Origin of the sequence: Citrobacter sp. S55_ASV_140 (assembly GCF_018919505.1) — a bacterium.
In the GTDB taxonomy this organism is placed as follows: Bacteria; Pseudomonadota; Gammaproteobacteria; order Enterobacterales; family Enterobacteriaceae; genus Citrobacter; species Citrobacter werkmanii.
In genome coordinates this window covers 1-12,148 of the sequence record NZ_JAHLQZ010000025.1, presented here as the reverse complement: position 1 = coordinate 12,148, position 12,148 = coordinate 1, and the positions used below count along the sequence as shown (strand labels likewise).

At 52.0% G+C, this 12,148-nt stretch carries 13 protein-coding genes; 12 read left to right on the top strand and 1 reads right to left on the bottom strand.

The genetic code is table 11. The annotated features are described in order from the left end of the window. Positions 1-74: 74 nt before the first annotated feature. Positions 75-1,076, top strand: a complete 1,002-nt coding sequence (add, locus tag KQJ18_RS06525; RefSeq protein ID WP_216421696.1) for an adenosine deaminase — start codon at positions 75-77, stop codon at positions 1,074-1,076. A gap of 77 nt (positions 1,077-1,153) precedes the next feature. On the opposite strand, the gene KQJ18_RS06520 is transcribed toward add, so the two are convergent. Then, a complete protein-coding gene (locus tag KQJ18_RS06520) occupies positions 1,154-2,194 on the bottom strand; it encodes an oxidoreductase (protein WP_038640423.1) in 1,041 nt (346 codons plus the stop codon). Between the two features lie 240 nt (positions 2,195-2,434). Here KQJ18_RS06520 and blr point away from each other — a divergent pair, with 240 nt between their 5' ends. The 11 genes from blr (at position 2,435) to dtpA (ending at position 11,984) form a co-directional block, all read left to right on the top strand. Then, entirely contained in the window at positions 2,435-2,560 is a 126-nt protein-coding gene (gene blr / locus KQJ18_RS06515; RefSeq protein WP_038643149.1) for a division septum protein Blr, read from the top strand. 290 nt (positions 2,561-2,850) lie between these two features. Further along, positions 2,851-3,066 (top strand): transcription modulator YdgT, encoded by a 216-nt coding sequence (ydgT, locus tag KQJ18_RS06510; protein ID WP_008784684.1) that lies wholly within the window; start codon positions 2,851-2,853, stop codon positions 3,064-3,066. A gap of 91 nt (positions 3,067-3,157) precedes the next feature. After that, complete coding sequence (locus KQJ18_RS06505) at positions 3,158-3,598, top strand: DUF2569 domain-containing protein (protein WP_216421695.1); 441 nt, start codon at positions 3,158-3,160, stop codon at positions 3,596-3,598. Between the two features lie 76 nt (positions 3,599-3,674). Beyond that, positions 3,675-4,256 carry an electron transport complex subunit RsxA gene (rsxA, locus tag KQJ18_RS06500; RefSeq protein ID WP_003029144.1) on the top strand — a complete coding sequence of 194 codons (582 nt, stop codon included), beginning with the start codon at positions 3,675-3,677 and terminating at the stop codon, positions 4,254-4,256. Further along, positions 4,256-4,834, top strand: a complete 579-nt coding sequence (gene rsxB, locus KQJ18_RS06495; protein WP_032943340.1) for an electron transport complex subunit RsxB — start codon at positions 4,256-4,258, stop codon at positions 4,832-4,834. The genes rsxA and rsxB overlap by 1 nt, the downstream gene beginning before the upstream one ends. After that, a complete protein-coding gene (gene rsxC, locus KQJ18_RS06490) occupies positions 4,827-6,851 on the top strand; it encodes an electron transport complex subunit RsxC (protein ID WP_216421694.1) in 2,025 nt (674 codons plus the stop codon). Before rsxB ends, rsxC begins: the two co-directional genes overlap by 8 nt. Beyond that, positions 6,852-7,904, top strand: coding sequence for an electron transport complex subunit RsxD (rsxD, locus tag KQJ18_RS06485; protein ID WP_038640414.1), 1,053 nt, complete (start codon positions 6,852-6,854; stop codon positions 7,902-7,904). A 9-nt stretch (positions 7,905-7,913) separates the two neighbouring features. Next, the gene (rsxG, locus tag KQJ18_RS06480; protein ID WP_121529011.1) at positions 7,914-8,534 is read left to right on the top strand and encodes an electron transport complex subunit RsxG; all 621 of its coding nucleotides are present in this window, start codon (positions 7,914-7,916) and stop codon (positions 8,532-8,534) included. A gap of 3 nt (positions 8,535-8,537) precedes the next feature. Next, positions 8,538-9,230 (top strand): electron transport complex subunit E, encoded by a 693-nt coding sequence (locus tag KQJ18_RS06475; protein ID WP_216421693.1) that lies wholly within the window; start codon positions 8,538-8,540, stop codon positions 9,228-9,230. After that, complete coding sequence (gene nth / locus KQJ18_RS06470; protein WP_137347238.1) at positions 9,230-9,865, top strand: endonuclease III; 636 nt, start codon at positions 9,230-9,232, stop codon at positions 9,863-9,865. Before KQJ18_RS06475 ends, nth begins: the two co-directional genes overlap by 1 nt. Positions 9,866-10,478: 613 nt before the next feature. Further along, complete coding sequence (gene dtpA / locus KQJ18_RS06465) at positions 10,479-11,984, top strand: dipeptide/tripeptide permease DtpA (RefSeq protein ID WP_042308624.1); 1,506 nt, start codon at positions 10,479-10,481, stop codon at positions 11,982-11,984. Positions 11,985-12,148 lie beyond the last annotated feature (164 nt).

Here is a 12,148-nt window from a genome sequence, read left to right as displayed (position 1 = left end):
TATTCAAAGTTATTAGAGAATTATGATTCTGTTGTATAATGCCCTGCACTTTACCTAAAAATACGAGTGCGACCATGATTGATACTTCTCTCCCCTTAACCGACGTCCATCGCCATCTTGATGGTAACATCCGTGCCCAAACGATCCTCGATCTGGGTCGCCAGTTCAATTTAACCCTCCCGGCACAGACGCTGGAAACATTGATCCCTCATGTGCAAGTGACGTCAACCGAGCCTGATTTGGTCAGCTTTTTATCCAAACTGGACTGGGGCGTAAAGGTTCTGGCCTCGCTGGACGCCTGCCGCCGCGTCGCGTTTGAAAATATTGAGGATGCCGCACGTAACGGCCTGCACTATGTTGAACTACGTTTTTCCCCTGGCTACATGGCAATGCCCCATCAACTCCCTGTAGCAGGCGTGGTTGAAGCCGTTATTGCAGGCGTGCGCGAAGGCTGCAAGGCCTTTGGCGTTGAAGCGCGTTTAATTGGCATTATGAGTCGTACCTTCGGCGAAGCCGCCTGCCTGCAGGAACTTGATGCGCTGTTAGCACACCGTGACCATATTACTGCGCTGGATCTGGCGGGTGACGAACTGGGCTTCCCGGGTAGTTTGTTCCTGTCACATTTCAACCAGGCACGCGATGCAGGCTGGCATATCACCGTCCATGCCGGCGAAGCCGCGGGACCAGAAAGTATCTGGCAGGCCATTAAAGAATTGGGCGCTGAACGCATTGGTCATGGTGTTAAAGCGGTCGAAGATCGCGCATTGATGGATTATCTCGCCGAACACCGTATCGGCATTGAATCCTGCCTGACATCGAACATCCAGACCAGCACCGTCGCTACGCTGGCGACCCATCCGCTGAAAATATTTCTTGAACATGGCGTTGTGGCCAGTCTGAATACGGACGATCCGGCTGTTCAGGGTGTCGATATTATTCACGAGTACACCATTGCCGCTCCTGCCGCAGGTTTAACTCGCGAACAGATCCGCCAGGCGCAAATCAATGGTCTGGAAATGGCATTCCTGAGTAACGAAGAGAAACGTACGCTGCGCGAGAAAGTCGCGGCAGCGTAACGCTTGTCCGGCCTACGTGGCGTTGCATTGTAGGCCGGAGCAAATGCCGGGGCATCCGCCATCCGGCATGAGCCTTATCAGGCAAGGCAAAGCGTGGAGCGGTGTTTTGCGGACTCAAGGCCAAGCTCAATCAGCTCCATAATCTGGATAGCTTGTCTCGCCGGGACCGGGTTTTCACCATTACCGTTCAGCGCATCACGGATGCCTGCATAGTACGCCGGGTAATTGCCCGGCACGGTCAGCCAGGTCTCTTCAACCCGCTCATCGCCTTCAACTCGCGTCAATACGCCATCGCGCATGTCGTAACCCCAGTCTTCCTGAGGCAGGCGCTCGCCATTTTTCAGACGTTCTTCCTGTGGGTCAAGACCATACTTGACGTAGCTCCCGCGTGAGCCGTGCACGATATAGCGGGCCGATTCTGCGGCCGCCAGCATGGTTCCATGCAGAATCACACGACGCTGTGGATACGTCAGAATGGCATGGAAGTAATCTGTCGATTGCGCGCCCGGACGCAGTTGCGCCAGATCCACCGTCATACTGACCGGCAAACCAAACAGATTAATCGCTTGATCCAAAAGATGCGGCGCTAAATCATACCAAATACCGCTGCCCGGACCGCCCTGTTCACGCCAACGGTCCCGAACCTGCGGGCGGAAACGATCGAAGTGGGACTCAAAATAGGCAACTTCGCCCAAAACGCCATCCGCCAATAGCGCTTTCAACGTCAGAAAATCACTGTCCCAGCGCCGGTTATGGAAAACGGATAGTACGCGCCCCAGACTACGCGCGAGAGCATCCAGCTCACGAGCTTGTGACAGTGTCACGGTAAACGGTTTATCAACAACCACATGTTTACCCGCTTCCAGTGCGGCCTTCGCTAACGGGAAGTGCGTGTCATTTGGCGTAGGGATCACAATCAGGTCAATATTAGGATCGTTAAAAAGGTGCTTAGGCTCAGCAACAACCGTCACTGTAGGCCAGTCGGCCTTCACTTTTGCTTCATCGCTACTGGACACCGCGGCCAGTTCCAGGCCTGGTGTGCCCACAATCAGGGGGGCATGGAAGGTTTTACTGGCGTAACCATAGCCGATTAGCCCAACGCGGATGTTGTCACTCATGTTATTGCCTCTCAATTCAGACTGACCTATTTCACACCATACATTGCAACGTCTCAATAGTTTAACAACCTTTGCGCTACAAAGGTTGTTTATTAACTTAAGTCAAACATATGCTTCTTAAGCTGAATTTGCCGCGAAAAAGTGGCTGAAATCGTTCCCAATCTTCTTGCTGTATTATGGAGAGATTAGTAACATTTGCAGCCTGTGTTTATGGATAAATCAAAGCAAATGTCATCAGTAATGAATCGTCTTATTGAGTTAGCAGGTTGGATTGTTCTTGCGGTCTCCGTGATCCTGCTGGGTATTGCCAATCATATTGACAATTACCAGCCACCGGAGCCAATTGCAGCAGTGCAGAAAAAATAAGCGTCATCAGCTTTTTTCGACCCGCAATTCACCTTTACGCATTGCTGGGTCCGGCTGTAAAAGATCCAATTCTGTCAAAAAAAGCGAATTATGCCGCATCCCGCTCCCGCGCGTATTGCCTGGGATCGCGAAGCGCGCTAACCTTGCCGCAGGCGTAAATAGCGCCTGCTTTTTACAGGTATGCATACTCTTCTTACATTTGCGCGCAAATCCGCTTTTACCTGTGCACGTTGTTTATTTCTTAATATTTTCTACTCCGTTGGTATTATTTTATATATGGATTGCTCTTTATGACTGTTCAGGATTACTTATTAAAATTCCGTAAAATTAGTTCACTCGAAAGTCTGGAAAAACTGTTCGATCATCTTAACTACACGCTCACCGACGATAACGACATTATCAATATGTACCGTGCAGCAGACCACCGTCGTGCGGAGCTTATCTCCGGAGGTCGTCTGTTTGACGTCGGTCAGGTGCCTAAATCAGTCTGGCATTACGTGCAATAAAGAAGAAAGTAGCGCTCAACGTTAAAAGCTTTATAATAATTGCCCCAAAATGAATGGCATGTTTGATCGCGCGCGTAAACCTGGAGAAGAGATGACTACCACACCGGCACAACGTATCGGAGGCTGGCTACTTGGGCCATTGGCCTGGCTGTTAGTTGCGTTGTTGAGTGCTTCGCTGGCGTTGTTACTTTACGTCACTGCGCTGGCCACACCGCAAACCTTCCAAACGCTTGGTGAGCAAAGTACGACCAATTTGTTGTTATGGGGCATCTCTTTTATTACGGCTATCGCCATGTGGTATTACACGTTATGGCTGACGATTGCGTTTTTCAAACGCAGAACCTGCGTGCCGAAGCACTATATTTTATGGCTGTTGATCTCCGTGTTACTGGCGATTAAAGCGTTTGCGTTTTCACCCGTCCCGGACGCCTTTGCCGTGCGCCAACTGCTGTTCCCTTTGTTAGCAGCAGCACTGCTGGTGCCCTACTTCAAGCGCTCACAGCGCGTTAAGTCGACGTTTGTGAACCCGTAATAACCCTACAGTTAACCTGTTGTCGCCTGTTGTAGATTGTCAGATAATAGGCGGCTTTTTTATTTCAGGCCGAAAAATGACTGATTACCTGCTGCTGTTTGTCGGAACTGTGCTGGTCAACAACTTTGTACTGGTTAAGTTTCTGGGCCTCTGTCCGTTCATGGGCGTTTCCAAAAAACTGGAAACCGCAATGGGTATGGGCCTGGCCACGACGTTTGTCATGACGCTGGCCTCTATTTGCGCATGGTTGATTGATACCTGGATCCTCATTCCGCTCAATCTCATCTATCTGCGCACGCTGGCTTTTATTCTGGTCATCGCCGTCGTCGTGCAATTTACCGAGATGGTGGTCCGTAAAACCAGCCCTGCGCTTTACCGCCTGCTGGGGATCTTCTTACCGCTGATCACCACAAACTGTGCGGTGTTGGGGGTGGCGTTGCTGAATATTAACCTCGGCCATAACTTCTTACAGTCGGCGCTATACGGTTTTTCTGCCGCCGTCGGCTTCTCACTGGTAATGGTACTGTTTGCCGCCATTCGTGAACGCCTCGCTGTGGCAGACGTCCCTGCTCCGTTTCGCGGTAATGCGATTGCGCTGATTACCGCCGGTTTAATGTCATTGGCCTTTATGGGCTTTAGTGGTTTGGTGAAGTTGTAATGAATGCTATCTGGATTGCCGTTGCCGCAGTGAGTCTGCTGGGTCTGGCGTTCGGCGCTATTTTGGGTTACGCCTCGCGACGCTTTGCCGTTGAGGATGACCCGGTCGTGGAGAAAATTGATGAAATTCTCCCGCAAAGCCAGTGTGGACAGTGCGGCTATCCGGGCTGTCATCCCTATGCTGAAGCGATCGGCTCGCAGGGTGAAAAAATCAATCGTTGCGCGCCCGGTGGTGAAGCCGTGATGTTAAAAATCGCTGCACTGCTGAACGTCGACCCGCAGCCGATTGATGGTGATGAACAAGATGTTACGCCCGTGCGAATGCTGGCGGTCATTGATGAAAATAATTGTATTGGTTGCACAAAGTGCATTCAGGCCTGTCCGGTCGATGCCATTGTGGGTGCGACCCGCGCCATGCACACAGTGATGAGCGATCTCTGCACCGGCTGCAACCTGTGCGTTGACCCATGTCCAACGCAATGTATCGAATTACGCCCGGTGGCTGAGACGCCCGATAGCTGGAAATGGGATTTAAACACTATCCCTGTGCGCATCATTCCTGTGGAACAACATGTTTAAGTTATTCTCTGCATTCAGAAAAAACAAAATCTGGGATTTTGATGGCGGCATTCATCCACCAGAAATGAAGACCCAGTCAAACGGTACGCCGCTGCGGCAGGTTCCGCTGGCGCCGCGCTTCGTTATTCCCCTGAAACAACATATTGGCGCGGAAGGTGAACTGTGTGTCAACGTGGGCGACACCGTCCTGCGTGGCCAGGCGTTAACCATCGGGCGTGGCAAAATGCTGCCGGTACATGCGCCAACGTCAGGCACTATTGTTGCTATTGCGCCGCACTCCACCGCACACCCTTCGGCATTAGCCGAGCTAAGCGTCATCATTGATGCCGATGGCGAAGACCGCTGGATTGAGCGTGATGGCTGGGCCGATTACCGTTCCCGTAGTCGGGAAGAGCTTATTGCACGTATTCATCAGTACGGCGTCGCCGGTCTGGGCGGCGCAGGTTTCCCAACCGGGGTTAAGCTACAGGGCGGCGGCGATAAAATTGAAACGCTGATCATCAACGCCGCAGAATGCGAGCCGTACATTACGGCGGATGACCGTCTGATGCAGGACTGCGCGGCTCAGGTCGTCGAGGGTATCCGCATCCTCGCGCACATTCTTCAGCCGCGTGAGATCCTGCTGGGGATAGAAGATAACAAACCGCAGGCAATTTCCATGCTGCGTGCGGTGCTGGCCGATTCCCACGATATCAGCTTACGCGTGATCCCAACCAAGTATCCGTCCGGCGGCGCCAAGCAGTTAACGCAAATTCTGACCGGTAAGCAGGTACCTCATGGCGGACGCTCCTCAGATATTGGCGTGCTGATGCAAAACGTCGGGACCGCCTACGCGATTAAACGTGCGGTCATTGACGGAGAACCTATTACCGAGCGTGTTGTGACGCTTACTGGCGAAGCCGTCAGCCGTCCGGGCAACGTCTGGGCGCGTTTAGGTACTCCGGTTCGTCATCTGCTCAGCGACGCGGGTTTCTGCCCTTCCGCCGACCAGATGGTGATTATGGGCGGGCCGCTGATGGGGTTTACGCTGCCATGGCTGGATGTACCGGTGGTGAAGATCACCAACTGCCTTCTGGCCCCCTCTGCCAGTGAAATGGGTGAAACACCGGAGGAGAAAGGCTGCATTCGCTGTAGCGCCTGCGCCGATGCCTGCCCGGCCGATCTTCTGCCGCAGCAACTCTACTGGTTCAGTAAAGGGCAGCAGCACGATAAAGCCACAACTCACAATATTGCAGACTGCATCGAATGCGGCGCTTGCGCATGGGTATGCCCGAGCAACATTCCGCTGGTGCAGTATTTCCGTCAGGAAAAGGCCGAGATTTACGCTATTAGCCAGGAAGAAAAACGCGCCGCGGAAGCCAAAGCACGTTTTGAAGCCCGGCAGGCGCGACTTGAGCGTGAAAAAGCCGCACGTCTTGAACGCCACAAAAGTGCTGCCGTACAACCTGCGGCTAAAGATCATGATGCCATCGCCGCCGCGCTGGCTCGCGTAAAAGAGAAACAGGCTCAGGCAATGCAACCGGTTGTTATTCAGGCTGGCGAAAAACCTGACAATAGCGCAGTGATTGCCGCTCGCGAGGCGCGTAAAGCACAGGCTCGTGCGGCCCGGACGGAAAATTCACACAAAATTGAAGACAGCAGCGCGGGTACCGACCCGCGTAAAGCGGCAGTCGAAGCGGCTATCGCCCGCGCCAAGGCCCGTAAACTTGAGCAGCAGCCGGTCACTGAAATCGCTGAACCGGTTGACCCACGTAAAGCGGCAGTTGAAGCGGCAATCGCCCGCGCCAAAGCCCGTAAGCTTGAGCAGCAGTCGGTGACTGAAACCGCTGAACCGGTGGATCCGCGCAAAGCCGCTGTCGACGCGGCAATCGCCCGCGCCAAAGCCCGTAAGCTTGAGCAGCAGACGGTAACGGTAACAGCAGAACCGGTGGATCCGCGTAAAGCCGCCGTTGCGGCCGCTATCGCACGCGCCCAGGCTAAAAAAGCCGCACAGCAGCAGGTTGTAAACGAGGAATAAATGGTATTCAGAATAGCAAGCTCCCCTTATACCCATAACCAGCGTCAGACATCACGCATCATGATGTTGGTGTTACTTGCTGCATTGCCGGGAATCGTCGCGCAGCTATGGTTCTTTGGCTGGGGGACGTTGTTGCAGATCGTTCTGGCCGCCATTAGCGCTATCGGCGCCGAAGCGGTCGTACTTAAACTGCGTAAACAACCCATTGCGCCGATTTTAAAAGATAACTCCGCGCTCCTTACGGGGTTGCTGCTGGCCGTGAGTATTCCTCCGCTGGCCCCCTGGTGGATGGTGGTATTAGGCACGGTATTTGCCGTTATCATTGCAAAACAGCTGTATGGCGGCCTCGGACAAAACCCGTTCAATCCCGCCATGATTGGCTACGTCGTACTGCTTATCTCATTCCCGGTGCAGATGACAAGCTGGCTGCCGCCGCAGGAAATTGCAGCCACGGTACCCGGATTCTTTGACGCTCTGAACGTAATCTTTACCGGACATACCGCGGGCGGCAGCGATATGAACGCGCTCCGTATGGGAATCGACGGCATCAGCCAGGCTACGCCCCTTGATACCTTCAAGACCTCTCTGCATGCGGGACGAACGGTTGAACAGGTAATGCAGTACCCGATTTACAGCGGCATGCTCGCGGGCGCCGGATGGCAGTGGGTTAACCTTGCCTGGTTGGCTGGCGGCATTGTGCTGTTATGGCAAAAAGCGATTCGCTGGCATATCCCGGTTAGTTTCCTGCTGTCGCTCGCTGTTTGCGCTACTTTAGGCTGGATTTTCTCGCCAGAGTCGCTGGCATCGCCTCAGTTACATCTACTTTCTGGCGCGACGATGCTCGGCGCTTTCTTTATTCTTACCGATCCCGTTACGGCATCGACCACCAACCGTGGTCGCCTGATTTTTGGCGCGCTTGCGGGTTTGTTAGTGTGGTTAATCCGCAGTTTTGGTGGCTATCCTGATGGCGTGGCCTTTGCCGTGTTGCTGGCAAATATTACGGTTCCCCTGATTGATTATTACACCCGCCCTCGCGTGTACGGACATCGCTAAGGACAACATATGCTGAAAACGATTCGTAAACACGGTATTACTCTGGCGCTGTTTGCCGCCGGATCTACAGGGTTAACCGCGGCAATCAATCAATTAACCAAATCCACTATCGATGAACAAGCGGCGTTGCAGCAAAAAGTATTGTTTGATCAGGTTCTGCCTGGCGATCGCTACAATAACGTGTTGTCTGAGAGTTGCTATCTGGTGAATGCGCAAGCGTTAGGTAAAGGGACTCACCGTGTGTATATCGCGCGCCAGGACGATCGACCTGTTGCGGCAATTCTCGAAGCCACTGCCCCAGATGGTTATTCCGGCGCTATTCAGCTGTTGGTTGGTGTGGATTTCACAGGTACCGTATTGGGCACACGCGTGACTGAACACCATGAAACGCCGGGGCTGGGCGATAAAATTGAGCTGCGTCTGTCCGACTGGATCACCCACTTTAGCGGCAAAACGATCGGCGCGGGTAACGATGCCCATTGGGCGGTGAAGAAAGATGGCGGCGACTTCGACCAGTTTACTGGCGCAACCATTACGCCGCGTGCGGTAGTTAATGCGGTGAAACGCGCCGGTTTGTATGCGCAGACGTTGCCAGCGCAACTCCCTCAACTTAGCGCCTGTGGAGAATAAACCATGAGCGAAATTAAAGATGTCATTGTCCAGGGGTTATGGAAAAATAACTCCGCGCTTGTGCAGTTACTTGGTATGTGCCCGCTGTTGGCGGTAACGTCTACCGCCACCAATGCGTTAGGTCTGGGACTGGCGACTACGCTCGTCCTGACGCTGACGAACCTGACCATTTCAGCCCTGCGTCGCTGGACACCGTCTGAAATTCGTATTCCGATTTATGTCATGATCATCGCTTCCGTCGTGAGTGCGGTACAGATGCTGATTAATGCTTACGCTTTTGGCCTGTATCAGTCTCTGGGGATCTTTATTCCGCTGATTGTGACCAACTGTATTGTTGTTGGTCGTGCTGAAGCCTTCGCAGCTAAAAAAGGCCCGGCATTATCCGCCCTTGATGGGTTCTCCATCGGTATGGGCGCAACTGGGGCCATGTTTGTTCTGGGCTCGCTGCGTGAAATAATTGGTAACGGCACGCTATTTGATGGCGCAGACGGTCTGTTAGGCAGTTGGGCTAAAGTACTACGCGTAGAGATCTTCCATACCGATACGCCGTTTCTGCTGGCCATGCTGCCACCGGGCGCTTTCATTGGTCTGGGCCTGATGCTGGCGGTGAAATATCTGATCGATGAGAAAATGAAGAAACGTCGTGTCGAAGCGGCTGTTGCAGACAGTCCGGTTGGTGAAACAGGGAATGTGTAATGAACAAAGCAAAACGGCTGGAAATACTGACACGCCTGCGTGATAACAATCCGCATCCGACCACTGAGCTGAATTTTACATCGCCGTTCGAACTGCTGATTTCGGTCTTGCTCTCCGCGCAGGCCACCGATGTCAGCGTCAATAAAGCCACGGCTAAGCTGTACCCTGTCGCCAATACCCCTGCCGCTATGCTGGAACTCGGCGTAGACGGGGTTAAGTCCTACATCAAGACAATCGGGTTGTTCAACAGCAAAGCGGAGAACGTGATTAAGACCTGCCGCATTCTGCTGGACAAACATAATGGCGAAGTGCCAGAAGACCGGGCCGCATTAGAGGCCCTGCCCGGGGTTGGGCGAAAAACAGCCAACGTGGTGTTAAATACCGCCTTCGGTTGGCCTACCATTGCGGTAGATACCCATATTTTTCGCGTCTGTAATCGCACGCAATTTGCGCCAGGCAAAAACGTCGAGCAGGTAGAGGAAAAATTACTGAAAGTCGTACCGAGTGAATTTAAAGTCGATTGCCATCACTGGTTAATCCTTCATGGCCGCTACACCTGTATTGCCAGAAAACCGCGCTGCGGTTCTTGCATCATCGAAGATCTCTGCGAATTCAAAGAGAAAGTTGATATCTGATACTGATGGGGCGTTCCCTTTGCCCCTTTGACACATAACGATTAGTTATGCACTCCCTAAACAATCTTTTCCCGTCGATGATGCCATTCAACTGCGCATATCTAACGCATTATTCTTGTGTATAAACACCTGAGCAGGTTAATCGTTTTTTTAGTAATAGAAATTTCTATCTATACGTGATGCAGATCACTCAGACAACACAATGTTAAATAATTTTTATTTTTTAGTTAAAGTGACAATCAGATGACCTTACTGAACAGTTTCTAAACAAAACATTACACTGGCTATTTTTCAGATAATGGCCTATATCACTGGATTCAACCGCAAATAGCAGAACATATCGCCGCATTGTGGTTTTTGGGTCACTTAAACAGTGTAAAAATCTGCGATTTTTCAAATGAAAAAATTTAACGCTAGATAACATTTCTCTGTACCGATGATTTCACCACCCAGGATATATGTAACAGATTATTACAAACCACTTGTCTGAATGGTCAAGATAGTGAACATTACTTGCCGTTTCCCCTCCCACTATAACAATCGGACGGATGAACTTGATTCATCACGTACCTGAACACCCCCGTTGATATGGGATGTAAAAAAAGAGGTAAAAGTGTCTACTGCAAACAATAAACCAACAGAAAGCGTTAGTTTAAACGCCTTCAAACAACCGAAAGCGTTCTATCTCATTTTCTCGATAGAGCTGTGGGAACGTTTTGGTTATTACGGCCTGCAAGGGATTATGGCCGTCTACCTGGTTAAGCAACTGGGTATGTCAGAAGCGGATTCCATCACCCTTTTCTCGTCCTTTAGCGCCCTGGTGTATGGTCTGGTTGCCATCGGCGGCTGGTTAGGTGATAAAGTTCTGGGAACAAAACGTGTCATTATGCTGGGCGCCATTGTTCTGGCCATCGGTTATGCGCTGGTTGCATGGTCCGGTCACGATGCCGGTATTGTTTATATGGGCATGGCGGCCATCGCGGTCGGTAACGGCCTGTTTAAAGCCAACCCATCCTCCCTGCTCTCTACCTGCTATGCAAAAGATGACCCGCGTCTTGATGGTGCATTTACCATGTACTACATGTCCGTCAACATCGGTTCATTCTTCTCTATGCTGGCAACGCCATGGTTAGCTGCGCGTTACGGCTGGAGCACCGCGTTCGCGCTGAGCGTCGTAGGTATGCTGATCACCGTGGTTAACTTCGCATTTTGTCAGCGCTGGGTTAAACAGTACGGTTCTAAACCTGACTTTGAGCCGATCAACTTCCGTAACCTGCTGCTGACCATCGCTGGGGTTGTGGTTCTGATTGCGATTGCGACCTGGCTGCTGCACAACCAGGAAATCGCCCGTATGGTTCTGGGTGTGATTGCCATTGGTATCGTATTTATCTTCGGTAAAGAAGCCTTCACCATGCACGGTGCTGCGCGTCGTAAAATGATCGTCGCCTTCATTCTGATGCTGGAAGCGATTATCTTCTTCGTGCTGTACAGCCAGATGCCGACTTCACTGAACTTCTTCGCGATTCGTAACGTTGAACACTCTATTCTGGGTATTGCTTTTGAACCTGAGCAGTACCAGGCGCTGAACCCGTTCTGGATCATCATTGGTAGCCCAATCCTCGCCGCTATCTATAACAAGATGGGTGATACGCTGCCGATGCCGACCAAGTTCGCGATTGGTATGGTGCTGTGTTCCGGTGCGTTCCTGATCCTGCCGCTGGGTGCGAAATTCGCCACCGATGCGGGCATCGTTTCTGTTAACTGGCTGATCATCTGCTACGGCCTGCAAAGCATCGGTGAACTGATGATTTCCGGTCTGGGTCTGGCCATGGTGGCGCAGCTGGTTCCGCAACGTCTGATGGGCTTCATCATGGGGAGCTGGTTCCTGACCACTGCCGGTGCAAACATCATCGGCGGTTACGTCGCCAACATGATGGCAGTTCCAGAAAACGTGACTGACCCGCTGATGTCTCTGGAAGTCTACGGTCGTGTGTTCCTGCAGATTGGTGTTGCAACGGCGGTTATCGCTGTTCTGATGCTGCTGACGGCGCCGAAACTGAATCGTATGACTCAGGACGATGACGCTAATGAGAAAGCCTCTAAGGCCGCGACAGCGTAATTCTCAGGGAAACTCATTTTCAGGCCGCTAACTGTTGTTAGCGGCTTTTTTTTTACCTGAGGTAGCACTACCATACGATAAACCTCAGCCAAAAGGAGTTACCGATGAAACTGTTCTACAAACCGGGCGCTTGTTCTCTCGCTTCCCACATCACGCTGCGTGAG

What these genes read in the sequence shown, in the direction of transcription:
- KQJ18_RS06475 (WP_216421693.1), top strand. Translation starts at nt 8,538, where the DNA reads ATGAGCGAAATTAAAGATGTCATTGTCCAGGGGTTATGGAAAAATAAC.
- KQJ18_RS06520 (WP_038640423.1), bottom strand. Translation starts at nt 2,194, where the DNA reads ATGAGTGACAACATCCGCGTTGGGCTAATCGGCTATGGTTACGCCAGT.
- rsxA (WP_003029144.1), top strand. Translation starts at nt 3,675, where the DNA reads ATGACTGATTACCTGCTGCTGTTTGTCGGAACTGTGCTGGTCAACAAC.
- blr (WP_038643149.1), top strand. Translation starts at nt 2,435, where the DNA reads ATGAATCGTCTTATTGAGTTAGCAGGTTGGATTGTTCTTGCGGTCTCC.
- rsxB (WP_032943340.1), top strand. Translation starts at nt 4,256, where the DNA reads ATGAATGCTATCTGGATTGCCGTTGCCGCAGTGAGTCTGCTGGGTCTG.
- rsxD (WP_038640414.1), top strand. Translation starts at nt 6,852, where the DNA reads ATGGTATTCAGAATAGCAAGCTCCCCTTATACCCATAACCAGCGTCAG.
- KQJ18_RS06505 (WP_216421695.1), top strand. Translation starts at nt 3,158, where the DNA reads ATGACTACCACACCGGCACAACGTATCGGAGGCTGGCTACTTGGGCCA.
- ydgT (WP_008784684.1), top strand. Translation starts at nt 2,851, where the DNA reads ATGACTGTTCAGGATTACTTATTAAAATTCCGTAAAATTAGTTCACTC.
- add (WP_216421696.1), top strand. Translation starts at nt 75, where the DNA reads ATGATTGATACTTCTCTCCCCTTAACCGACGTCCATCGCCATCTTGAT.
- nth (WP_137347238.1), top strand. Translation starts at nt 9,230, where the DNA reads ATGAACAAAGCAAAACGGCTGGAAATACTGACACGCCTGCGTGATAAC.
- rsxC (WP_216421694.1), top strand. Translation starts at nt 4,827, where the DNA reads ATGTTTAAGTTATTCTCTGCATTCAGAAAAAACAAAATCTGGGATTTT.
- rsxG (WP_121529011.1), top strand. Translation starts at nt 7,914, where the DNA reads ATGCTGAAAACGATTCGTAAACACGGTATTACTCTGGCGCTGTTTGCC.